The sequence below is a fragment of the Phenylobacterium deserti genome (assembly GCF_003254705.1).
Classification (GTDB): domain Bacteria; phylum Pseudomonadota; class Alphaproteobacteria; order Caulobacterales; family Caulobacteraceae; genus Phenylobacterium; species Phenylobacterium deserti.
The window spans coordinates 387338-409115 of sequence record NZ_QFYR01000001.1; the positions used below are offsets into that span (position 1 = coordinate 387338).

Annotated in this window: 20 protein-coding genes; 7 read left to right on the forward strand and 13 right to left on the reverse strand. The window is 68.0% G+C overall.

The window, feature by feature from the left end; all coding sequences use genetic code 11:
* Nucleotides 1-124 precede the first annotated feature (124 nt).
* The 3 genes from DJ018_RS01935 (at nt 125) to DJ018_RS01945 (ending at nt 4424) form a co-directional block, all read left to right on the forward strand.
* Nucleotides 125-1873: an acyl-CoA dehydrogenase family protein gene (locus DJ018_RS01935; protein WP_111513109.1), complete on the forward strand. Its 1749-nt coding sequence runs from the start codon at nt 125-127 to the stop codon at nt 1871-1873.
* 88 nt (nt 1874-1961) lie between these two features.
* Nucleotides 1962-3827, forward strand: a complete 1866-nt coding sequence (locus DJ018_RS01940; protein ID WP_133254202.1) for an ATP-binding protein — start codon at nt 1962-1964, stop codon at nt 3825-3827.
* Nucleotides 3828-3863: 36 nt separating this feature from the next.
* Entirely contained in the window at nt 3864-4424 is a 561-nt protein-coding gene (locus DJ018_RS01945; protein WP_111513111.1) for a DNA-3-methyladenine glycosylase, read from the forward strand.
* On the opposite strand, the gene DJ018_RS01950 is transcribed toward DJ018_RS01945, so the two are convergent.
* Nucleotides 4425-4907: a peroxiredoxin gene (locus DJ018_RS01950; RefSeq protein WP_111513112.1), complete on the reverse strand. Its 483-nt coding sequence runs from the start codon at nt 4905-4907 to the stop codon at nt 4425-4427. It abuts the gene before it with no gap.
* A 96-nt stretch (nt 4908-5003) separates the two neighbouring features.
* Here DJ018_RS01950 and DJ018_RS01955 point away from each other — a divergent pair, with 96 nt between their 5' ends.
* A complete protein-coding gene (locus DJ018_RS01955) occupies nt 5004-5585 on the forward strand; it encodes a YqgE/AlgH family protein (protein WP_240609491.1) in 582 nt (193 codons plus the stop codon).
* On the opposite strand, the gene DJ018_RS01960 is transcribed toward DJ018_RS01955, so the two are convergent.
* The 12 genes from DJ018_RS01960 to coxB all read right to left on the reverse strand — a co-directional run bounded on the left by DJ018_RS01960 (nt 5582) and on the right by coxB (nt 17219).
* Nucleotides 5582-7252: a putative bifunctional diguanylate cyclase/phosphodiesterase gene (locus DJ018_RS01960; RefSeq protein WP_111513114.1), complete on the reverse strand. Its 1671-nt coding sequence runs from the start codon at nt 7250-7252 to the stop codon at nt 5582-5584. The genes DJ018_RS01955 and DJ018_RS01960 overlap by 4 nt on opposite strands.
* Nucleotides 7253-7287: 35 nt before the next feature.
* On the reverse strand, nt 7288-7899 hold the full coding sequence (locus DJ018_RS01965) for a GNAT family N-acetyltransferase (RefSeq protein WP_111513115.1): 612 nt from the start codon (nt 7897-7899) through the stop codon (nt 7288-7290).
* A 46-nt stretch (nt 7900-7945) separates the two neighbouring features.
* Entirely contained in the window at nt 7946-9238 is a 1293-nt protein-coding gene (locus tag DJ018_RS01970; protein ID WP_111513116.1) for a M16 family metallopeptidase, read from the reverse strand.
* On the reverse strand, nt 9213-10604 hold the full coding sequence (gene thrC / locus DJ018_RS01975) for a threonine synthase (RefSeq protein WP_111513117.1): 1392 nt from the start codon (nt 10602-10604) through the stop codon (nt 9213-9215). Before thrC ends, DJ018_RS01970 begins: the two co-directional genes overlap by 26 nt.
* Nucleotides 10604-11371: an SURF1 family protein gene (locus DJ018_RS01980; RefSeq protein ID WP_111513118.1), complete on the reverse strand. Its 768-nt coding sequence runs from the start codon at nt 11369-11371 to the stop codon at nt 10604-10606. Before DJ018_RS01980 ends, thrC begins: the two co-directional genes overlap by 1 nt.
* The gene (locus DJ018_RS01985) at nt 11364-11723 is read right to left on the reverse strand and encodes a DUF983 domain-containing protein (RefSeq protein ID WP_111513119.1); all 360 of its coding nucleotides are present in this window, start codon (nt 11721-11723) and stop codon (nt 11364-11366) included. Before DJ018_RS01985 ends, DJ018_RS01980 begins: the two co-directional genes overlap by 8 nt.
* 1 nt (nt 11724) lies before the next feature.
* The gene (locus tag DJ018_RS01990; RefSeq protein ID WP_111513120.1) at nt 11725-12600 is read right to left on the reverse strand and encodes a cytochrome c oxidase subunit 3; all 876 of its coding nucleotides are present in this window, start codon (nt 12598-12600) and stop codon (nt 11725-11727) included.
* Nucleotides 12601-12683: 83 nt separating this feature from the next.
* Nucleotides 12684-13331, reverse strand: coding sequence for a cytochrome c oxidase assembly protein (locus tag DJ018_RS01995; RefSeq protein ID WP_111513121.1), 648 nt, complete (start codon nt 13329-13331; stop codon nt 12684-12686).
* The gene (locus DJ018_RS19080; RefSeq protein ID WP_165842771.1) at nt 13309-13461 is read right to left on the reverse strand and encodes a hypothetical protein; all 153 of its coding nucleotides are present in this window, start codon (nt 13459-13461) and stop codon (nt 13309-13311) included. Before DJ018_RS19080 ends, DJ018_RS01995 begins: the two co-directional genes overlap by 23 nt.
* On the reverse strand, nt 13461-14429 hold the full coding sequence (locus DJ018_RS02000; protein ID WP_111513122.1) for a heme o synthase: 969 nt from the start codon (nt 14427-14429) through the stop codon (nt 13461-13463). The genes DJ018_RS19080 and DJ018_RS02000 overlap by 1 nt, the downstream gene beginning before the upstream one ends.
* A 73-nt stretch (nt 14430-14502) precedes the next feature.
* A complete protein-coding gene (gene ctaD / locus DJ018_RS02005; RefSeq protein WP_111513123.1) occupies nt 14503-16158 on the reverse strand; it encodes a cytochrome c oxidase subunit I in 1656 nt (551 codons plus the stop codon).
* Nucleotides 16159-16175: 17 nt separating this feature from the next.
* Nucleotides 16176-17219 carry a cytochrome c oxidase subunit II gene (gene coxB, locus DJ018_RS02010; protein WP_111513124.1) on the reverse strand — a complete coding sequence of 348 codons (1044 nt, stop codon included), beginning with the start codon at nt 17217-17219 and terminating at the stop codon, nt 16176-16178.
* A gap of 373 nt (nt 17220-17592) precedes the next feature.
* Between coxB and DJ018_RS02015 the strand changes: the two genes are divergently transcribed.
* From DJ018_RS02015 to DJ018_RS02025, 3 genes are all read left to right on the forward strand, one after another.
* Nucleotides 17593-18078 carry a MarR family transcriptional regulator gene (locus DJ018_RS02015; RefSeq protein WP_111513125.1) on the forward strand — a complete coding sequence of 162 codons (486 nt, stop codon included), beginning with the start codon at nt 17593-17595 and terminating at the stop codon, nt 18076-18078.
* 55 nt (nt 18079-18133) lie between these two features.
* Nucleotides 18134-19564 (forward strand): metalloprotease TldD, encoded by a 1431-nt coding sequence (gene tldD / locus DJ018_RS02020; RefSeq protein WP_111514629.1) that lies wholly within the window; start codon nt 18134-18136, stop codon nt 19562-19564.
* 101 nt (nt 19565-19665) lie between these two features.
* The gene (locus tag DJ018_RS02025) at nt 19666-21708 is read left to right on the forward strand and encodes a TonB-dependent receptor plug domain-containing protein (RefSeq protein ID WP_111513126.1); all 2043 of its coding nucleotides are present in this window, start codon (nt 19666-19668) and stop codon (nt 21706-21708) included.
* The last annotated feature ends 70 nt before the right edge of the window (nt 21709-21778 follow it).

Consider the following 21778-nt stretch of genomic DNA (forward strand, 5'->3'; position numbering starts at 1 on the left):
TTTTTCCTCGGAGCGGAGATTCGGACGCCCAACCCTGGGTGGGTCCGATGGTTCCCCTTGGGGCAGCCTTGGAGCCGCCCTGCCCTTCGCCTAAACGGTTGTTGGACACATCAGAGGCTTGCCCATGACCTTCCGCGCCCCCGTTCGAGATCTGCTGTTTGCGCTCAAGACCGTTGGCCACGACGCCCTGATCGCACGGGCATTCCCGGAGCTGGACGAGGAGACGGTGGCGGCCGTGCTGGAAGCGGCGGGCGCCTTCACCACCGAGGTGCTGGCCCCGTTGAACCGCCGCGGCGACCTGGAAGGGGCGCGGTACGAAAACGGGCGAGTGACCGCAGCGCCAGGCTTCGCCGACGCCTACCGGGCCTTCGCCCAGGCCGGCTGGAACTCGCTGTCCGCCGATCCGGAGCATGGCGGCCAGGGGCTGACCAAGGCGCTGGAGCTGGCCGTGTTCGAGATGGTGCACGCGGCCAACATGGCGTTCGGCCTTTGCCCGACCCTGACCCAGGGCGCCATTGAAGCGCTGACCTTGCAAGGGACGGAGCGCCAGAAGCGGCTGGTGCTGCCCAAGCTGGTGTCCGGCGAATGGACCGGCACCATGAACCTGACCGAGCCGCAGGCGGGATCGGACCTGGCCGGCCTCACAACCCGCGCGGAGCCGGATGGCGAGGGCGGGTACCGGCTCTACGGCCAGAAGATCTACATCACCTGGGGCGACCATGACGCCACGGACAACATCTGCCACCTGGTGCTCGCCCGGACCCCTGATGCGCCGCCCGGCGTGAAGGGCATCAGCCTGTTCCTGGCCACCAAGCGGCTGGTCAACGACGACGGTTCGCTGGGTGAGCTCAACGAGCTGCGGCCAGGCGGCATCGAGCACAAGCTGGGCATCCACGCCTCCCCCACCTGCGTGATGCTGTTCGAAGGCGCGAAGGCGGAGCTGGTTGGCGAACTGGGCAAGGGCCTCGCCCACATGTTCATCATGATGAACGCCGCGCGCCTGCAGGTGGGCGTGGAAGGCGTGGGCATCGCCGAGAGGGCCTTCCAGCAGGCGCTCGCCTTCTCTCAGGAACGCCGGCAAGGCCGTTCAGTGTGGTCGCAGGACTATCCGGCCGCGATCTTCGACCACCCCGACGTGCGCCGCACCCTGCTGTTGATGAAGGCGAAGATCGAGGCGGCGCGCGGCATCTGCCTCACCACTGGAGTGCTGTCGGACCTGGCGCGGCTGGCTGAGGACGAGACCGAGCGAGCGGCGGCTCAGGCCAGGCAGGAGCTGCTCACGCCCATCGCCAAGGCCTGGTCGACGGACGTCGGTGTGGAGGTCGCCTCCATGGGCGTGCAGGTCCACGGCGGCATGGGCTTCATCGAAGAGACTGGCGCGGCCCAGCACTATCGCGACGCCCGCATCGCGCCGATCTATGAAGGCACCAACGGCATTCAGGCCATGGACCTGGTCGGCCGCAAGCTGCCCATGGCGCAGGGCGCGGTCATGCGGGAGCTGTGCGCCGAGATCCTGCTGACCGCGGAGCAACTGACCGGACAGGCCGAGCTGGCAGGCGTCGGCCGGCGGCTGGCGGCTGGGGCGGCGGCGCTCCAGGAGGCGGGCGACTGGATCCTGGCTCACCCCGGCGCGGACACGCTGGCGGCGGCCACTCCGTACCTGCGCTTGGCCGGCGACGTCATCGGCGGCTGGATGCTGGCCCGGCAAGCCCTTGCGGCAGCCGGCTCGGACGAGGCCTGGGCCCGTTCGAAGTTGGCTTTGGCCCGCGTCTACGCCGACCATGTTCTGGCCCTTGCGCCGGGTGTCGCCGAAGGACTCCGCTCGGGAGCGGACGACCTCGCAGCCGTTGCGGCGGAAGCGCTCTCGGCCTGAGCCGCCCCAGGGCTCCGACCAGGAACTTTTTTGGTTGTTTCTCTAAGCTTTACCAATCGCGGCTAGTTTCGCCCAAATTGGGGTGTTGATGGTCGCTCGAGAGCACAGGACCGAGTCCGGCGAGGAAACCGCCGGGGTGGGAGTCGAGCTGAAAAGCTTGCAGCTCACCGCCGCCGAGGTGCGCCTGCCGCTGCCGGTCCGGTTCGCCGTGAACTTCGCTGCGGCGCTCTGCGGCACCCTGCTCGGCCATCCCTTGGTCGCGCTGGGCGGGCTTGTGGCGGCCCTGAGCTATGAGGTTCTGTTCCACATCTGGATGCGCCGTTGGCTGACGGAGCGAGCGCGCGAGGCGCGGGACACCGGCCGCTTTGGCCCCGCCGCCGTTGCCTCGCTGTTGCGGACCATCATCTATCTCGCGCCGCCAGTCTTGATGTCTTTGATGGGCGACGTGCCGGAAGCGCTCTACCTGGCCGTCGTCTGCCTGACGGTGATCGTTTACGCGCCGGCCGCGGGCTCGGCCTCGCGCGCCGTGTTCTGGAGCCTCGCCGCGCCGCCCGTGGCGGCCGTCGCCTTCGCCGCGACCCACCTGACCGCCGGTGGCCTGGCGGCTTTAGGCATTGCACTGGCCGCGCTGCTCGGCGTCCTGCTGGTGATCTCCGAGCGGGCCGTGAAGATGGTGCAGGGCCGCCAAGCGGCGTTCGAGGCGAACCTCGTCCTGGTGAGGGACCTGGCCGCCGCCCGGGATCAGGCGCTGGCCGAACATGCGGCCGCCGACCAGGCGCGCGAGGCAGCTCGCGAGGCGAACCTCGCCAAGTCCAATTTCCTGGCCACCATGAGCCATGAGATCCGCACGCCCATGAACGGCGTGCTGGGGATGGCTCAACTGCTGCAGCGCGACGAGAAGGACCCGGTCCAGATCGAACGCTTGGCGACCCTGATCGACAGCGGCGAATACCTGCTCGCCATCCTCAACGACGTGCTGGACGTCTCGAAGATCGACGCCGGCCACCTTAAGATTGTTCGAGGCGTGGAGGACCTGCGCCTGTTCCTCGACCGGCTGGTCGGTTTCTGGAACGCCCGCGCGCAGGAGAAGGGCGTCAGCCTGATACTCCAGGTGACGGACGACGTGCCGGACTTCGTCTGGATGGATGCGCTGCGGATGCGGCAGATCCTGTTCAACCTGATCGGCAACGCCCTGAAGTTCACCGCCAAGGGCTCGGTCCAGGTGATCGCCGAGGCGCGTCCGCACGCCGACGGCCTGGTGATGGTCAGGCTGTCGGTGAAGGACACCGGACCTGGCATCGCAGCCCACGCCCTGCCCACCCTCTTCGACCGCTTTTCTCAGGCCGATCTGAGCGACACGCGTGGCGCCGGCACCGGCCTTGGCCTTTCCATCGCCAAGCAGCTGACGGAGCTGATGGACGGGCGGATCAACGTAGAGAGCACGCCGGACGTGGGCTCCACCTTCACGGTGGAACTGCCCCTGGAGCTGGCGCAGGCGTTCGGCGCCAATCGCCCCGCGCCAGCGCGCACCGAGGCGCCGCAGATCGACCACCTGCGGGTGCTGGCCGTCGACGACAACCCGGTCAACCTCATGGTCCTGGACCAGCTGCTGACCAGCCTGGGGCACGAACTCGTCAAGGCGGCGAGCGGTCCCGAAGCCCTGTCCAGCCTGGCCGCCCAGGTATTCGACCTCGTTCTGATGGACATCCAGATGCCAGGCATGACTGGCGAGACGGTGCTGGCGCGCCTGCGCGCCACTGAAGGGCCGAACCGCTTCGCGCCTGTGGTGGCCCTGACCGCCGATGTCACCTCCGGCGGGCGCCAGCGCTATCTGGACCTGGGCTTCACCGACCACAGCACCAAGCCGTTCCACATCCAGGACCTGCTGGAAGCCATGGCCCGAGCCGTGTCAGCGCCGCGTCCGGAAATCGCCGACCAAGCGCGATCGGCCTGACGCCGAAGCCGCCGCGGACGGTTATGCGTTGGCCTCATGATGCATGCCGACGCCTTTTTCGCCCGCCATCCGGTCCAAGTGGCCCGCGACCTCATCGGATCGACCCTGCTGGTGGCTGGCGTCGGCGGCCGCATTGTCGAGACCGAGGCCTATCACCACGAGGACCCGGCTTCGCACAGCTTCTCAGGTCCCACGGCGCGCAACGCAGCCATGTTCGGCCCAGTCGCCCGGGCCTACGTCTATCGGTCCTACGGCATCCACTGGTGCCTGAACTTCGTGTGCGGGGATGCGCCGGGCAGCGCGGTGCTGATCCGCGCGATCGAGCCCACGGCGGGGCTGGACCTCATGCGCGACAGGCGCGGTCTGCAGGATCCGCGGGTGCTCTGCTCCGGTCCAGGGCGGCTGTGCCAGGCGCTGGGCGTCACGAGGGAGCACGACGGCGCGCGGCTGGACGCCCCGCCTTTCGTCCTGGAGGTCGGGCCGCCGGCCGATCTCGTCACAGGTCCGCGCATCGGCATCAGCCGGGCGGCCGACCTACCCTGGCGGTTCGGGGAGAAGGGCTCGCGCTATCTCAGCAAGCCCTTCCCGAAGGCGTGATCAGAGCTGCGCGACGAGGTAGTCGGCGGCGGACACCTTGAATTCGCCCGGCTGCTCGACGTTGAGCTCCTTTACGACGCCGTCCTCGATCACCATCGAGTAGCGCTGCGAGCGCAGCCCCATGCCGAACTTGGAGCCGTCCATTTCCAGCCCCACGGCCTTGGTAAAGTCGCCATTGCCGTCGGCCAGCATGACGATGTCCTCGCCCACGGCTTGCTCCTCGCCCCAGGCGCGCATCACGAAGGCGTCGTTGACGGAGACGCAGGCGATGACGTCCACGCCCTTGCCGCGGATGTCTTGCGCCAGCTGCTTGAAGCCGGGCAGGTGCTTGGCCGAACAGGTGGGGGTGAAGGCGCCCGGGACGGCGAACAGCGCCACCTTCTTGCCGGCGAAGAATTCATCGCTTCCCACCGGGCGCGGGCCTTCGGCGGTGGCCTGGGTGAGAGTCACGCTGGGCAGCTTGTCGCCAACCTTGATCGTCATGTCCGTCCCTTTGCTCGTTCGTTGGAGCCTGCGACATAGCGCCATCCGCGTCGGCTGCAACAGGCGGCCGCATCGCATGCTCTTGAAAGCGCCGCGATTGCGCTCATTCTGGAGGGAATGGAAGCGAGTTTCCTTTCGGGCCAGCTCCTGATCGCGATGCCCGGCATCGGCGACCCCCGCTTCGAGCGGGCCTTGATCCTGATCTGCGCCCACGACCACCAGCACGCCATGGGCTTGGCCCTGAACCGACCGGTCGAAGGTTTGACGGTGCCGGACCTGCTCGAGCGGCTGGAGATCACGTCCGAGGCCGAGGCGCCGGAGGATCTAGTGTTGCTGGGTGGGCCTGTGGAGCGGGAACGCGGCTTCGTACTCCACACCGCAGACTACGCCAGCGAACACTCCATCGAGGTCACCGATGCGCTGACGCTGACCGCCACCCGCGACGTGCTGGAGGCCATGGGCGGCTCTGGCCCGCCGCGTCGCTCGATCCTGGCGCTGGGCTATTCGGGCTGGGGCGCCGGCCAGCTCGAGCTGGAGATTCGTGAAAACGTCTGGTTGACCTGCGAAGCGGACGAGAGCCTGATCTTCGGGTCAGACCATGAGCAGAAGTGGACCCGGGCGCTCGCCAAGCTGGGCATCGATCCGCATCGGCTGAGCTCGGCGGCCGGACACGCCTAAGCGCGGTTGCGCGCCCGGATGGGCGCCGCGCCGTCGGCTCCGCACTGCAGGATGAAGCTCTCCGCGTCATGCGCGGACAGCGCCGGCGAATATCCGAACCCCTGACCGTAGTCACACCCGAGCGCCAGGAGGCGGCGGGCCATGCCGGCGTTCTCCACGCCTTCGGCGACGACCTCCAGCGCCAGGTCCTGCCCCAGCTTCACGACGGAGGAGACGATCTTCTCCGAGCCGGAGTTGGTGGCCAGGGTGCGCACGAAATAGCGGTCGATCTTCAGCGTGTCGAACGGCAGACGCGCCAGGTAGGACAGGGACGAGAAGCCCGTTCCGAAGTCGTCCAGGGCAAGGGTGACGCCGGCCGCGCGGAGCTTGTGCAGGGTGATGGCCGCGCGGTCGGGGTCGCGCATGACGTCGCTTTCGGTCACCTCGAGCTTCAGCACGCCTGGCGGCAGACCGGTGGCGTTGCGGATCTCGATGATCTCGGCCAGCAGGCCTTTGCGGTCCAGTTCGCCAGTGGAGAGGTTCACGGCCACTGAAAGACCCGCGGCCGCCTCATGCCGGGCCCGCCAGACCGACAGCTGGCGTGCGGCCTCCCTCAGCACGGCCGAACCCAAGGCGCTCATCAGGCCGAGCTCCTGGCACATGGGCAGGAACTGCTCGGGCAGCAGCAGGCCGCGGCGAGGGTGACGCCACCGCACAAGGGCTTCAAACCCGGCCAGAGCGCCCGTGCCGAGCCGGATCACCGGCTGGTAGAACGGGATGAACTCGCCGCGCTCCAGTGCGCCCTTGATCTCGCCCTCCAGGGCAAGGCGGGAGAGCCCGTCGCTTTCCAAGGCGCGGCCGTAGTCGGCGGCGCCGCCTCTCCCGGCGGTCTTGGCCGCTTCCACCGCAAGCTCGGCGCGGCGCAGCAGTTCGGCCGCTTCGGGCGCGTCTTCCCCGCCCTGGGTTTGGACGGCGCCAATAGAAAGGGTGGGATGAATATCGAGCCCGGCGATGCGGAGCGGCGTCTCCAGCGCCTTGCGCATAGCCTCTGCGCCCGGGGATACCTCGGCGGGACACAGCGCCGCGAACTCGTCCTCGCCGACGCGACCCAGCAGGGCGCCGGGCGGGAATGCGGTAGCCAGGCGCGAGGCCAGGGCCGCCAGCACCAGATCTGCGCGTTCGTGGCCGAGCGCCTCGTTCAAGCGCCTCAAGCGGTCGAGATCGGCGACGATCAGTTCGTGACCGCCGGGCGCCTGCAGGCGCTCTCGCGCCTGCGCCAGGAAACTGCGACGCCGCATCAGGCCGGTGAGGTCATCCTGTTCAGGGGCAGCGAAAGCCGTCTCCGCGGCGACGACGCCGCTCGCCCGCCCATCCTCGCGCCAGACGCCGCGCCAGACGCACACGCCGGCGCCGCGGATGCGCACGCGCAGGGCGACCTCCGAGCCGGCAGAACGGGGCCGAAGAAGATCGTCGGCCAGGGCGCGGTCCTGAGGCAGCGCCAGGGCGCGCAGGGCGGCGGAGGAGCAGTCGGGGGCAAGCGGGGCGAGGCCCAGGGCGCGAACGCCGCCGGTCAGGCGCAGGCGGTCAGCCTCCGGCTCCCAGCTCCAGATCGCCACGGCCGCGGCGCCCAGAGCGTCCAGGGTTGCGGCGGCGTCCCAGTTCCAGCGGTCGTTCGGCGTCTCGGCCAAGTCGCCTGCCCCAGCGGGAAAACCTCAGGCTCCGGTCAGACCGAAACCCCCTCGTCCGGGCCTTCCAGCACGCTGAAGGGCGTGGTGAGGCCGAACAGGACATGGTCTCGCCATACGCCGTTAATTTTCAGATAAGCTTTGGCATAACCTTCCTCGGTGAAGCCGGCCTTTGCGAGCAGCCGGCGAGAGCCGAGGTTGTCGGGAATGCAGGCCGCTTCCAGGCGGTGGAGGCCGAGGGTGCGGAAAGCAAATTCGGAAAGCGCGCGCACCGCGGCCAAGGTGTGTCCCTGACGGGTGAAGGGGCGGCCGCACCAGTAGCCGATCGAACCCATCTGGGCGACGCCGCGGCGGATGTTCGACAGGGTGATGCCGCCGGTCAGCGCCTCGTCCTCGGCCCGGTGGACAAAGAAGGGATAGGCGACGCCAAGGTCGCGGTCCCGGGCATAGGCGCTGAGCCGACGGCGAAAGGCCGCCCTGGACAGATCGTCGGTCGGCCAGGTCGGCTCCCACGGCTGCAGGAAGCTGCGCGAGGCGGCTCGCAGGTCCCGCCATTCGTTGTAGTCGGAGGCTCGGGGCGCGCGCAGGAAGATGGCCTCGCCGTCAACGCGAAGGCCGTTCTCCGGCGTCATCCAGTCCAACAGGGCCATGCGAGGAGCCTCGCCCAAATCAGCCGCAGGTCAAGCGTGCGCTGCGCTAGCCGAACAGGGCGCGTCGGAAAGCAGGCGCCGCCTTGAGCGCCGACTTCGGTCCGAGCACGGCGACGGCGGCGTTGCGGTTGGCCAGGATCTGCCCCGTGAGGCGCACCAGATCGCCTGCGGTCACAGCGTCGACCTCCGCGGCGACTTCCTCGGGCGAGAGGACCCGGTCGAACATCAGCACCTGGGCGGCGGCCTGTTCGGCGCGCGCCAAGGGAGACTCGCGGGCCATGAACATCGCGCCCTTGAGCTGAGCCTTCGCGCGGGCGAGTTCGGCCTCGCCCACCGGCGTCAGCATGCCCTCGATCTCCCCCGCGGCGACCTTGGCCAGTTCCTCGGCGTCACCCGCCGCGCAGCCGGCGAAGATGCCCAGCACGCCCGTGTCGGAATAGGTCTCGGAATAGGCGTCGATCGCATAGGCGAGACCGCGCCTTTCCCGCGCTTCCTGGAACAGGCGCGAGGCCATGCCGCCGCCGAGGATCTCGGCCAACAGACGCAAGGCAAAGTAGTCGGGGTGCATCGCGCCGACGGCGGGCAGCAGAAGGACGACGTTGGCCTGCTCCAGGCGCTTGGCCACGGCCCGCTCGCCGCCGGTGAAGGCGGCGGCTTCCGGCTCGGGCAGCATCTGGCCGTTGGCTGCGCCAAAGTCGCGTTCGGCCAGGCGCAGAAGCTCGCCCTCCTCCACCGCGCCCGCGGCGCTGACCACCAGGCTCTGGGCGCCGTAAATGGCGCTGCGCCAGGCGCCCAGGGTGTCGGGCGTGGCGCGCCCGATGCTCTCATTCGTCCCGAGGATCGGCCGGCCGAGCGGATGGGCCGCGAAGGCTACTTCCTGGGCGAGTTCGAAGACCAGATCGTCAGGCGCGTCAGCGGCCTCGGCGATCTCCTGGCCCACCACCTGCTTCTCACGGGCGAGGTCGCCGGCGTCCATGGACGGCCGTAGCACGAGGTCGGACAGAACGGCCGAGCCGAGGTCCAGGCCGCCGGCGAGCGCCCGGACCTGATAGCTGGTGCGCTCGTAGCCCGTGGCGGCGTTGATCTGGCCGCCTTCGGCCTCGATCACCTCGACGATGTCACGCGCGGAGCGGCCGCCTGCGCCTTTGAACACCATGTGCTCGAGCAGGTGCGACCAGCCGGACCGATGGGCGTCCTCCCAACGAGCGCCGCGGCCGGCCACGACCGAAAGCGCCACCGTCTGGAGGCCGGGGATGGGGTCGCAGACCACCCGCACCCCGTTGGGCAGGGTGTGAACGCTTGGGACGCGGGCCTCAGGCTTCGGCAAAGGCGCGGACATAGGCCTTGATGGTCTCCGTTTCGGCCGGGAGACGGTCGAAACGCTCCGGGCGCTCGGCGAGGTCCGCTGCACCGCGAGGGAGCGGCGGCGTCACGCCGCTGGCGGCGGCCACGTCATCAGGGAACTTGGCGGGGTGAGCCGTGGACAGCACGACCACGGGACCATCGAGATCCTCCACCCGGCGCAGGGCGGCCACCGCGACGGCCGTGTGCGGGTCGATCAGTTCGCCCGTTTCGTTCAGCGTGGCGACGATGGTGCGACGGGTCTCATCCTCCGACACGCCGACGCCGCGGAACAGCTCGCGCATGGCGGCGAAGGCCTGCGGCGGGATGTCGATCGCGCCGGCCTCGTTGAAGGCCTGGAATGCGCGGGCCGTTTCAACCGGTTCGCGCTTCACCGCTTCGAAGTAGAGCCGCTCGAAGTTGGACGCCGACTGGATGTCCATGGCCGGGGAGATCGTCGGCTGGACGACGCCGCGGGCGTAGCGGCCGTCTTCGAAGGCGTGAGCCAGGATGTCGTTGGAGTTAGTCGCCACGACAATCCGGCCCAGCGGCAGGCCCATGCGGCTGGCCACGTAGCCGGCGAAGGCGTCGCCGAAATTGCCGGAAGGCACGCAGAAGTTCACCGGACGCAGCGGCGCACCCAAGGCGACGGCGGCGGTGAAGTAGTAGACGGCTTGCGCCGCGATGCGGGCGAAGTTGATGGAGTTCACGCCGGACAGGTCGACCGCCTGGCGCAGGACTTGGTCCTGGAACGTCTGCTTCACGATCGCCTGGCAGTCGTCAAACGTGCCCTGCACCGCCACGCACGCGACGTTCGCCTCGGCGGCGGTGGTCATGAAACGGCGCTGCACCTCGCTGATGCGGCCTTCCGGGAAAAGGGCGACGATCTTGACGTTCTTGCGGCCGCGGAAGGCTTCCACCGCCGCGCCGCCAGTGTCGCCTGAGGTGGCGCAGATGATGGTCTGGGTGCGGTTCTGACCGCCCAGCACGTGATCGTACAGGCGGGCCAGGATCTGCATGGCCACGTCCTTGAACGCCAAGCTCGGGCCGTGGAACAGCTCGGCGATGAAGGCGTCGGGGCCGATCTGCACAATGGGCACGACGGCGGCGTGGTTGAAGGTCGCGTAGGCCTCGCGGCACATCTCGAGCAGGGCCGCAGGCTTGATCTCGTCGCCTGCAAAGGCGCCGATCACCGCCGCCGCCACCTCGTGGTAGGGCCGCCCGGCGAAGCCGGCGATCTCCTCGGCCGTGAAGGTGGGCCAAGCTTCGGGGATGTAGAGCCCCCCATCGGGAGCCAGGCCGGCCAGCACCGCATCGACGAAGCCGACCGCAGGTGACTGCCCGCGGGTCGAGACGTAACGCATCAGATCTTCCGTCTTCTCAGGAGCATGGCGGCATAGACGCCGGCTAACGCTGCGGCAAGGCCGAACCAGGTCAGGGCGTATTCCAGATGGCGGTTCGGGATCTCCGCCGGCAGCGGCGCAGGGACGAGCGCCGCCCACTCGGGATTGGTCCGGGTTTCGGCCATCAGGAAAACGGGCGCGGCCTGGGATGCGCCCAGCGCCTCGCCCATGGCGACCGCGTCGCGCGAGAACCAGCGGTTCTGCTCAGGGTGATTGGCGGGGGTGACGAAGCTCGCGGCGTCCGGCGCGCGCAGAACCCCGACCACCTCCACAGGGGCTTGGTTCGATGGGTCGACGGGCGGGCGGGCCGAGACGGTGTCAGGGACGAACCCCCGGTCCACCAGGATGTGGCGGTAGGGCGCGCTCTCCACCTGGCAGGCGGAGATCAGGCGCGATCCGGCCTGGCCAGACTGGATGCCATAGAGCTGAACGAAGGGCGCTGTGGCCAGGCCGGGGCAGACGGCTCGCACGCGGGTGAAGGCCACGTCGCGTCCCTCGCCAAGCGCATCCAGCACGGGGCCGACAGGTTGGGCGGGAGCGGACTTCAGCGCTTCGACATGGGCCAGCAGCTCCTGCTTCCACTTCATCCGCTGGAGCTGCCAGCTGCCGAGGAAGATCAGGATCCCAAGCGCAATAACCGTGGCGATGGTCATGCCTACGGGGAAGCGGACTGGGACCGCGCGCGCATGCTCCGCCGGCGGGAGCTGGGGCTCCCACCCGTCAGTCATGGCGAGCTTCGGAGGCCTTGTTCATGAACTGCGCCGCCAGCATGGCGCCTTTGAACGGTCGAAGGAGCGCCAGGACGATCACCAGCGTGGCGGGCAGCCAGACAATCAGGTGAACCCAAACCGGCGGGGCCAGGGCGACCTCCGTGAAGAGGGCGCCGAAGGCCACCAGCAGTCCGGCGATCAGAATGACGAAGACCGCCGGGCCGTCGCCGGAGTCGGCCTTCGCAAGGTCGAAGCCGCAGGCTTCGCATCGCGGGGCCACCTTGAGGAAACCCTCGAACAGGTGGCCCTCGCCGCAGTTGGGGCAGCGCCCCGCGACCCCCGCCAGGAGCGGGTTGGCCGCGCGGGGCACGTCAGTGGGCTCCGGCGCCCGCGAACACCACGTAGATGAAGGCGAACAGGAAGAGCCAGACGACGTCGACGAAGTGCCAGTACCAGGCGGCCGCTTCGAAGCCGAAGTGCTTCTGCGGGGTGAAGCCGCCACGCATCAGACGCAGCAGGCAGACCGCCAGGAAGATGGTCCCCACCAGAACGTGGAAGCCGTGGAAGCCAGTGGCCATGAAGAAGGTCGAGCCATACAGGCCGGAGTTCGCCGCTTCTTCCGAGAAGAAGTACTTGTGCTCCAGGATGTGGTGGTACTCGTACGCTTGGATGCAGGAGAACAGCACGCCGAGGATGATCGTGAGCGTGAGCGCGATCTTGGCGCCCTTGCGATCGTCCTGCTGGATGGCGTGGTGAGCCCAGGTGACCGTCGTGCCCGAGAGCAGCAGGGTCAGGGTGTTCACCAGCGGCAGGTGCCAGGCGGGAACGGTCTCAACGCCGGTCGGCGGCCAGGTGGCCCAGGCGGTGCGGACTTCCTCGATGGCGGACAGGGTCCGGTGCTCGTGGAAGAGCGCCATCTCGAAGAACATCCAGAACCAGGCGACGAAGAACATCACCTCGGAGGCGATGAACAGGATCATGCCGTAGCGGAGGCCGATCGAGACGACCGGCGTGTGATCGCCCTGGTTGGCTTCCTTCACCACGTCCGACCACCAGCCGACCATGGTGTAGAGGATGCCCGCGAGACCGGCGAAGAACACCCAGGGGGTGCCCTTGTCGATGCCGAACAGGCCCTTCATCCAGATCACGCCGCCGATGGCCATGACCGTGGCGGAGATCGACGCGACGAGCGGCCAGGGGCTCGGATTGACCAGGTGGTAGTCGTGCTTGACGCTCGCGTCGGCCATTTCGGTCCTAAACCCCTCTCAAACCTCGAGCACGGCCATGGCCCCGCAGACTCGGCGTGGGCCGCAGGCCGGTTCGCGTGACGCTATAGCCCTGCGGCGGTCGATCCGCCAAGGGCCGAAACAGGCTTTGTGGTGGAAGCTTGCGCCACTTTCGCTGCCGGCGCGGCCTCCACGGACGGGAAGAAGGTGTAGGACAGGGTCACTTCCTTCTTTCCCTTGGTCTCGAAGTCGCTCGCGTACTTCGGGTCGACGAAATAGAGCACCGGCATGTCCACCGTCTGACGCGGGCCGATGGTCTGGTCGGAGAAGCAGAAGCACTGGAGCTTGTTGAAGTAGGCGCCAGCCTGTTCGGGCACGACGTTGAACACCGCGCGGCCGGTGATCGCCTGGTCGGAGTTGTTCGTGACCTTGAAGGTGGCGATCTTCGTCTCACCGATCTTCACGTCCTGCGAGGTCTGATCCGCCTTGAAGGTCCAAGGCAGGCCGCCCCGCACGTTGGCGTCGAAGCGGATCGTCAGCTTCTGGGCCAGCACCGCGTCCGGCGCCGCCTCGGCCCGCTTGGCGGTGCCGTCGAAGCCGGTCAGTTGGCAGAAGGCGCGATAGATCGGCACGGCGGCGTAGGACGCACCGATCATGCCGAAGAAGGCCACCCCGCAGATGAGGGCGACCCGCTTGTTCCGGCGTTCGGCGGGCGTGGGCGCCGGCCGATCAGAAGGGACGCTGTGCGACATTGCCGCCGAGCCTCACTATGGTGACGACGAAGATCAGGATCACGAAGAGGGCCAACCCCAGGCCGAGCGCGATATTGCGCCCCCGGCGGGCCTTGGTCTCGGCCTCGGTCTCGCGGGACGGATCGCTCATCAGAACAGCTCCAGGGCAGGCAGGCCGACCACATGCTCCACCAGCAGGGTGGCGAACAGCAGGGTCAGGTAGAGGATCGAGAAGGCGAACAGGTTTCGCGCGTCCTTGGCGCCCGCCCGCACGTCATAGAGCCCTGCGTCATTGCGTGGATCGGAGCTCTCGCCCGCATGGCTGCGGAACAGCCGCCACGCCAGCAGCAGAAACACCAGGCCGCCGATCCCCGCCACAGTCAGATAGGCGGCGCCGCCAAGGCTCGTGAAGGCGGGCACGATGCAGATCGGCACGAACAACAGGCTGTAGATCAGGATCTGGCGACGCGTGGACGCGGCGCCCGCCACCACCGGCATCATCGGGATCCCGGCCTTGGCGTAGTCTTCGCTGGTGTAGAGCGAGAGGGCCCAGAAGTGCGGCGGTGTCCACATGAAGATGATCAGGCACAGGAGCCAGGCGTTCAGCGGGGCTGACCCCGTCGCCGCCGCCCAGCCGATCACCGGAGGAAGCGCCCCGGCCAACCCGCCGATGACGATGTTCTGGGCGGTCCAACGCTTCAGCCAGACGGTGTAGATCACCGCGTAGAAGAGGATGGTGAAGGCCAGCAGGCCGGCGGCGAGCCAGTTGAGGGCCATGCCCATCAACATCACCGAAAACAGGGAGAGCACCACGCCCATGGCTAGGGCGTCGGCGCTCTGCACCCGCCCGGCGGGCACCGGACGGCCGCGCGTGCGGCGCATCTTCGCGTCGATGTCGCGGTCGTACCACATGTTCAGCGCGCCCGAGGCGCCGGCGCCCACTGCGATGCAGAGGATCGCGACTGCGCCCAGGATCGGGTTCACCGGCTGGCCCGCGCAGACGAGGCCCGTCAGCCCGGTGAAGACCACCAGCGACATGACGCGAGGCTTCAGAAGCTGGAGGAAGTCCTGCCAGCGAGACGGCGCGCGGGAAGTGTCGAGGGCCTGAGACATGGCCATGAGCTTACTCTGAACGTTCGAAGGGCGCGCGCCGAAGCCGGCGCGCGCCCTCGATGTTTCGTGACCGAACCGGTCAGTGGCTTTCGGTCTTCACCACCGGCAGTTCGTTGAACTGGTGGAACGGAGGCGGAGAGGAGAGCGTCCACTCGAGGGTGGTGGCGCCTTCGCCCCACGGATTGGCAACGCCCTTGCGGCGGGTGACCATGGCTTCCAGCAGGACCACCAGGAAGATGCCGACACCGACGAGGGTGATGGCGTAGCCCAGCGACGAGACCTGGTTCCAGAAGGTGAACGCTTCCGGATAGTCCACGTAGCGGCGGGGCATGCCCTGCAAGCCGAGGAAGTGCTGCGGGAAGAAGATCAGGTTCACGCCGATGAACATGACCCAGAAGTGCAGCTGGCCGAGCCATTCGCGGTACTTCACCCCGAACATTTTCTCGAACCAGTAGTAGAAGCCGGCGAAGATCGCGAACACCGCGCCGAGGCTGAGCACGTAGTGGAAGTGCGCCACCACATAGTAGGTGTCGTGCAGGCTGTAGTCGATGCCGGCGTTGGCCAGCACCACGCCCGTCACACCGCCGACGGTGAACAGGAAGATGAAGCCCATCGCCCAGAGCATCGGCGTTTTGAAGTCGATCGAGCCGCCCCACATGGTGGCGATCCACGAGAACACCTTCACGCCCGTCGGCACCGCGATGACCATGGTGGCCGCCACGAAGTAGGCGCGCAGGTTGATGTTCAGGCCCACGGTGTACATGTGGTGCGCCCACACGACGAAGCCGATGAAGCCGATGGCGACCATCGCGTATGCCATCGCGAGGTAGCCGAACACCGGCTTGCGCGAGAAGGTCGACACGATGTGGCTGATGATGCCGAAGCCGGGCAGGATCAGGATGTACACTTCGGGGTGACCGAAGAACCAGAACAGGTGCTGGTACATCACCGGGTCGCCGCCGCCGGCCGCGTTGAAGAACTGGGTGTTAAAGTTCCGGTCCGTCAGCAGCATGGTGATGGCGCCGGCCAGAACGGGCAGCGACAGCAGCAGCAGGAAGGCGGTGATCAGCACCGACCACGCGAACAGCGGCATGCGGTGCAGGGTCATGCCCGGCGCGCGCATGTTGAAGATGGTGGTGATGAAGTTGATCGCACCCAGGATCGAGCTGGCGCCCGCGAGGTGGAGCGACAGGATGCCCAGGTCGAAGGCCGGACCGGCGTGGCCCGTAGTGGACAGGGGCGGATAGGCCGTCCAGCCGCCGCCGAAGCCCATGCCCGGGCCGCCATCGACGAACATCGAGGTGCAGAGCAGCACCCACGCCGCCACCAGCAGCCAGAACGAGATGTTGTTCATCCGCGGGAAGGCCATGTCCGGCGCACCGATCATGAGCGGGACGAACCAGTTGCCGAAGGCGCCGATCATCGCCGGCATGACCATGAAGAAGATCATGATCAGGGCGTGGGCGGTCACCACGACGTTGTAGCCGTGCTTGGAAGGCTCGATCAGGCCGAGGGTCGCCAGCAGGCTGCCTTCCCGGAACACCTGGATGCCCGGCTCGGCCAGTTCCCAGCGGATCAGGCCCGACAGGGCGCCGCCCACCAGGCCCGCCATGATGGCGAACAGCAGGTAGAGGGTGCCGATGTCCTTGTGGTTGGTGGAGAACAGCCAGCGAACAAAGAAGCTGGGCTTGTGGTCGTGGCTGTCGTGATGATCGTGAGCGGCGGCTTGAGCCATCTTACGCTTATCCTGGATCAGTGCGCGGCCGGCGCCGACGGCGCAGGCTGAGTGGTGGCGGCGGGAGCGGCGGGCGACGAGGGGGTCGCCGCGGCCGCGGGCGCGCCTTGCGGCGGGGCCGCCGCGGGATTGTTCGCCGAGGTGACGGCCGAGGCCGGCTGACCGGCGGCCGCCGCGTTCGGCGGGGTGTTCGCCGCGCCGCCGGCGTTGCCGATGGCGTTCAGCGTCGTCGGGGTCGGCGCCGGCGGCTTGCCGCCCTTGCGAGCGACCCAGGCGTTGAAGTCGGCGCGGCTCACGACGCGGACCTCGATCGGCATAAAGGCGTGGTCCACGCCGCAGAGCTCGCGGCAGTTACCGTAGTAGGTGCCCACGCGCTCGGCGCGGAACCAGGTTTCGTTCACCCGGCCCGGAATAGCGTCGGTGATCACGCCGAACGAGGGAACGGCGAAGGCGTGGATCACGTCGGCGCCGGTCACCAGCACTCGCACGTTGGTGTTCACGGGAACGACCATCGGCTCGGTGGCGGCCAGGCGGAAAGGCACCCCGCGGGCGCGCGCCTCTTCTTCCGGCAGGATGTTGGAGACGAACTCGGAAACTTCTTGGTCGGGGTACTCGTAGCCCCAGTACCACTGATAGCCGGTCGCCTTCACCGTGAGGTCCGGCTTGGGCATGTCGTGGTAGGCGAAGAGGAGCTTGAACGAGAAGATCGCGATGAACACCAGGATCAGGACCGGAACCAGGGTCCAGATCACTTCGATCGGGGTGTTGTGGCTCCAGCGGGCCGGAACGGGGTTGGCGCGCTTGTTATAGCGCACGATCACCCAGACCAGCAGGCCGAGCACGAACAGGGTGATGGCCGTGATGATCGGCAGCAGCACCGCGTTGTGGAAGAAGATCGCGTCGTGCCGCAGCGGGGTGACGCCCGGCTGCAGATCGATGCCGCCGGGAGTCGGCTGGCCGATCAGATCGTTGGCGAAGGCGGCTGCGCCCCAGAACGCCGTCATTGCGCCCGCAGCGGCGCCGGCCGCCAGCGTCCGCATCCCCTGAAACCTCGACTTCATGTCCCCTCGGTCTTGGTTGGCCGGCCGCGTCCGGAACTGACGACCTGCCGACTGACAGAAGGCGCGCGCAAGCGCTTTCACGCCGCCCGGCCCTACAGCGCGCGTGCATACGCGTATCCCATAAGCTTGCCAAGGCGCTTGCATGCCGCCGCAGGGGTCACGACGGCCGACGCCTGTGGAGCGAAGCCTTTCGGGTGGATTCCTCCTCCCTGCGGAGAACTTCGTTGGGTGAAGGAGAGGTCCGTGCCGTGATTCTGAGCGGGCTGCCGGCCCGTTGTCCCGCGGCGGCAAATCAGGCGATGCTGCGTCTCCGCCGAAATCGGTCCTTCTTTCATGCAGGCTGGTCCACGGCCCGCACGCGTACGAGTTCACGATGGACGACCCGACCTCCGCCAAAGCCCTCTTGGCCGACGCCCCGCTCTTCGATCGTGCACAGATCGAACTGGAGCTCGCGCGGGAGGTGGTGCTGGTCGGGCGCCGCTGGCGGGCCAGGCTGGACGAACGGCTGAGCAAGATCGGGCAGACCAATGCGCGATGGGCCACTCTATATTGGATCGCCACCGCTGAGAGCGCGCTGAACCAGCGGGAAGTGGCCGAGCGGGTCGGAATAGAAACGCCGACGCTTGTGCGCATCCTGGATCAGCTGGAGGCGCAGGGCCTGGTTGTCCGCACGCCCGACCCGGACGACCGGCGCGCCAAGATCATCACGGCCACCCCCGCGGCCGAAGCAGCCTTGGCCGAGGGCGACCAGATCGCCGCCGAGCTGCGCGTTCAGCTGATGGCGCAGTTCGAGCTGGAGGCGCTCAACACGTCCCTCCACGTGCTCAAGCAGCTTCGCGCCGGGCTCGAGAAGGTCTGAAAGGCCGCGGCCGGGTGGGGTGACGGCGCGGGCGCCGGCGCCTATCTTCCCTGACATGAACGCCCATTCCCCCGCGCCTTCCATTCTCGACTCCGCTGGCGTCGATCCCCGCCGCGCCCAGGACATCCTGGCCAATGCCCTGAGCGGGGCCGATGACGGCGAGCTGTTCGTCGAGCGTTCGGAGAGCGAGTCCTTCCTCTTCGACGATGGGCGGCTGAAGTCCGCATCCTATGACGCGACCGAAGGCTTTGGGCTGCGCGTCGTGGCGGGCGAGACCGCCGGCTACGCCCATTCCAGCGAGATCTCGGAAGCGGCAATCGGCCGGGCCGCGGACTCAGCCGCACTCGCCAAGCGCGGGTACGAGGGCGTGGCCGCGGAGGCGCCTCGCGCCACCAACACCAAGCTCTACGGCGAGGACGATCCCCTCGCCTCCCCGGCCTTCTCGGAGAAGGTCGCATTGCTGCAAGAGATCGACGCCTGGGCTCGCGCCCGCGATCCGCGCGTCGTGCAGGTGATGGCTGCTGTGGCGGGCGAGCGTCGGACGGTGGAGATCCTCCGCGCCGACGGGCGGCTGATCCGCGACGTGCGCCCGCTGTGCCGGATCAACGTTCAGATCACCGTAGAGCGCGATGGGCGTCGCGAGAGCGGCTACACAGGGGCTGGCGGGCGCGCCGGCTTCGAAGCCTGGATCACCCCCGACCAGTGGCAAGCCCAGGTGGATGAAGCGCTGCGCCAAGCGCTGGTGAACCTAGAGGCGGTCCCTGCGCCGGCCGGCGAGATGGATGTGGTGCTGGGCCCGGGCTGGAACGGCGTGCTGCTGCATGAGGCGGTGGGGCACGGCCTGGAAGGCGACTTCAACCGCAAGGGCACCTCGGCCTTCTCTGGGCGCATCGGGGAGCGGGTGGCCGCGCCCGGCGTCACGGTCTTCGACGACGGCTCGATCCTCGGGCGTCGCGGCTCGCTGACGGTGGACGACGAAGGCACCCCCACCAGCCGCACCGTCCTGATCGAGGACGGCATCCTGGTCGGCTACATGCACGATCGCATGAGCGCCCGGTTGATGGGCGAGCAGGCGACCGGCAACGGCCGCCGCCAGTCCTACGCCCACATGCCCATGCCCCGGATGACCAACACCGGCATGCTTGGCGGCGACACGCCGCGCGAGGAGATGATCGCCTCCACCAAACGCGGGCTCTACTGCGCCAACTTCGGCGGCGGCCAGGTGGACATCACGAACGGCAAGTTCGTGTTCCAGTGCACCGAGGCTTACCTCATCGAGGACGGCAAGCTGACGACGCCGGTGAAGGGCGCCACCTTGATCGGCGACGGCCCGTCCGCCCTGACCCGGGTCACCATGCTGGGCGACGACTTCGGCTTCGATCCCGGCATCGGCGTGTGCGGCAAGTCGGGCCAGAGCGTGCCGGTCGGCGTGGGGCAGCCCTCCCTGAAGATCACGGGCCTGACGGTCGGCGGCACCAGCCTCTGACCCTCAGCCTGTCTGCGATTTAATCCACCTTACGGCCATTTAACTGGCTGGAGAGGCCCGCGACGGCTCAGTTCCCCACATTGCTGGGGAGCTGTTTTCTTATGTCGTTCGTACTCGTCCTTGCACAGGCCGCCGCTGCGGTCAGCCCGGTCGCCGCACCGGCCGCGCAAGGCGTCACTGCTTATCCGCCGGGGTTCTTCGCGGATTATCGGCCCAACACCGCGCTCGAGATGGTCAACCGTCTGCCGGGCTTCACGCTCGATGTGGGCGAGTCGGTTCGCGGCTTCGAAGGCGCGGCCGGCAATGTGCTGATCGACGGCGTTCGTCCAGCGACTAAAAGCGACGACCTCGACGATATCCTCAGCCGGATCCCCGCCAGCCAGGTAGAACGGATCGACCTGATCCGCGGCGGCGCGCCCGGTATCGACATGCAGGGCAAGACCGTTCTGGCTAACGTCGTCCGCAAGAAGGGCGGCGGCATGCAAGGGCTGCTGCAGATCTCCGACAAGCTGGACACCGACTTCGGTCGCAACTTCGTGGGCCTGCGGGCGGAAGGCTCCGGCGCCGCGGCTGGCGGTCAGTGGGAAGCGGCGTTACGCACCGGCGGCGGCACCGACGATGGCGCCAGCAACACGGTTTATCTGGTGATCGATCCGGACGGACAAATTCGGGATCGTTCGCAGATAAAGGCCCACGCAGAAGTGCGCGACGTCACTGTGACCGGCGCCTACGACCACGCGCTGGCCGGCGGCCGGCTGAAGGTCAACGGCCGAGCCTACTACGAGCACTACAGGTTTAACGAGGCGAGCACCTTCCTGCCGCCGAGCACCACCGTACTATCCAACGAAGACGGCCAGGAACTGGCCCAGAGCGAGGTTGGCCTACGCTACGATCGGGCCCTAACCACGCGTACGCGGCTCGAAGTGGTCGGCCTGCGCCAAACGGAGCATTGGGATTATCATTCAAACGCCACGATCCCGCTGAATGACTTCAACTACGGCCAGGATGCTCGGACGGTGGAGACGATCGGCCGGTCGGTGCTCCGGTTCCGGCAGAACGACCGCATGTCCTGGGAAGGCGGCGCCGAGTTCGCCGTGAATACGCTCGACAGCACCACGGAGTACAAGGTGCGGGGTACGCCCGCCGACCTGCCCGCCGCCCAGGCGGAGGTGAAGGAGCAGCGGGGCGAGATCTTCGCCAAGGCAGTGTGGCAGCCCACCACCGCCTGGACCTTCGAAGGCGGCTTGCGCCAGGAGGGCTCCAAGATCACTTCGGACACGTCCAACCCTGATGCGCCCGACCGGGCGGCCGCCCATACCGAAAAGACGCTCTATTTCACCAAGCCCCGCGTGACGGGCGCCTGGCAGGCCCGGCCCGGAACCCAGATGCGCCTGCGGTTCGAGCGCGTGGTCGGCCAGCTCGACTTCGACGACTTCGTCTCGTCGGCCTCGCTGAACGAAGGCGTGGTGCGCGCGGGTAACGTTGACCTTGTGCCGGAACAGGCCTGGGTCACGGAAGCCAGCGTGGAGCAGCGCTTCTGGCGCTCGGCCGTGGTCACCCTGACGGCGCGCCATTTCGCCCTGAGCGACACCATCGATCGCGCGCCCATCTATGACGCCTCAGGGGTGTTCGACGCGCCGGCCAACATCGGCCAAGGGACCAAGGACGAACTGCAGCTCGACGTGAACATCCCGCTGGACCGCCTCGGCGTCCGGCGCGGCGAGTTCCGCGGCTTCGTCGTCGCGCGCCGCAGCGAGGTCACCGACCCGACCACAGGGTCCGAGCGGGAGATCTCCGGGCTGCGGCCGCTGGAATGGGAAGCGCACTACAACCAGCAGCTTCCCAGCCTCAAGCTGGCCTACGGCGTGGACGTGTACGGCGGCTGGCGTCGGCGCTTCTACCGCTTCGACGAAATCTCTACCGACAAATTGCGGACCTATGTGGTGCTTTTCGCCGAGTGGAAGCCAAGCCCGACGGTGCTGGTGCGCGGCGAGGTGATGAACGCCACCTCCCGCGGTTTCCGCCGCAACCGCCAGATCTTCGCCGGCCCGCGGAACACCTCCGACCTGCAGGTCACCTACGACCGGGACGTCGATGTGGGGCCGATGTTCTACATGCACGTCCGCAAGAGTTTCGGCGGCTGAGCTCCCCGGCGTCGGCCGTTGAAAGAAGAAAGGCCGGGCTGACGCCCGGCCTTTCGACTGTGTTGGATCA

Excerpts from the sequence above, each read along its gene's own strand:
- DJ018_RS01935 (WP_111513109.1), top strand. The coding sequence starts at position 125 with ATGACCTTCCGCGCCCCCGTTCGAGATCTGCTGTTTGCGCTCAAGACC.
- DJ018_RS01940 (WP_133254202.1), top strand. The coding sequence starts at position 1,962 with ATGGTCGCTCGAGAGCACAGGACCGAGTCCGGCGAGGAAACCGCCGGG.
- DJ018_RS01945 (WP_111513111.1), top strand. The coding sequence starts at position 3,864 with ATGATGCATGCCGACGCCTTTTTCGCCCGCCATCCGGTCCAAGTGGCC.
- DJ018_RS01950 (WP_111513112.1), bottom strand. The coding sequence starts at position 4,907 with ATGACGATCAAGGTTGGCGACAAGCTGCCCAGCGTGACTCTCACCCAG.
- DJ018_RS01965 (WP_111513115.1), bottom strand. The coding sequence starts at position 7,899 with ATGGCCCTGTTGGACTGGATGACGCCGGAGAACGGCCTTCGCGTTGAC.
- DJ018_RS01970 (WP_111513116.1), bottom strand. The coding sequence starts at position 9,238 with ATGTCCGCGCCTTTGCCGAAGCCTGAGGCCCGCGTCCCAAGCGTTCAC.
- thrC (WP_111513117.1), bottom strand. The coding sequence starts at position 10,604 with ATGCGTTACGTCTCGACCCGCGGGCAGTCACCTGCGGTCGGCTTCGTC.
- DJ018_RS01980 (WP_111513118.1), bottom strand. The coding sequence starts at position 11,371 with ATGACTGACGGGTGGGAGCCCCAGCTCCCGCCGGCGGAGCATGCGCGC.
- DJ018_RS01990 (WP_111513120.1), bottom strand. The coding sequence starts at position 12,600 with ATGGCCGACGCGAGCGTCAAGCACGACTACCACCTGGTCAATCCGAGC.
- DJ018_RS01995 (WP_111513121.1), bottom strand. The coding sequence starts at position 13,331 with ATGTCGCACAGCGTCCCTTCTGATCGGCCGGCGCCCACGCCCGCCGAA.
- DJ018_RS19080 (WP_165842771.1), bottom strand. The coding sequence starts at position 13,461 with ATGAGCGATCCGTCCCGCGAGACCGAGGCCGAGACCAAGGCCCGCCGG.
- DJ018_RS02000 (WP_111513122.1), bottom strand. The coding sequence starts at position 14,429 with ATGGCCATGTCTCAGGCCCTCGACACTTCCCGCGCGCCGTCTCGCTGG.
- ctaD (WP_111513123.1), bottom strand. The coding sequence starts at position 16,158 with ATGGCTCAAGCCGCCGCTCACGATCATCACGACAGCCACGACCACAAG.
- coxB (WP_111513124.1), bottom strand. The coding sequence starts at position 17,219 with ATGAAGTCGAGGTTTCAGGGGATGCGGACGCTGGCGGCCGGCGCCGCT.
- DJ018_RS02015 (WP_111513125.1), top strand. The coding sequence starts at position 17,593 with ATGGACGACCCGACCTCCGCCAAAGCCCTCTTGGCCGACGCCCCGCTC.
- tldD (WP_111514629.1), top strand. The coding sequence starts at position 18,134 with ATGAACGCCCATTCCCCCGCGCCTTCCATTCTCGACTCCGCTGGCGTC.
- DJ018_RS02025 (WP_111513126.1), top strand. The coding sequence starts at position 19,666 with ATGTCGTTCGTACTCGTCCTTGCACAGGCCGCCGCTGCGGTCAGCCCG.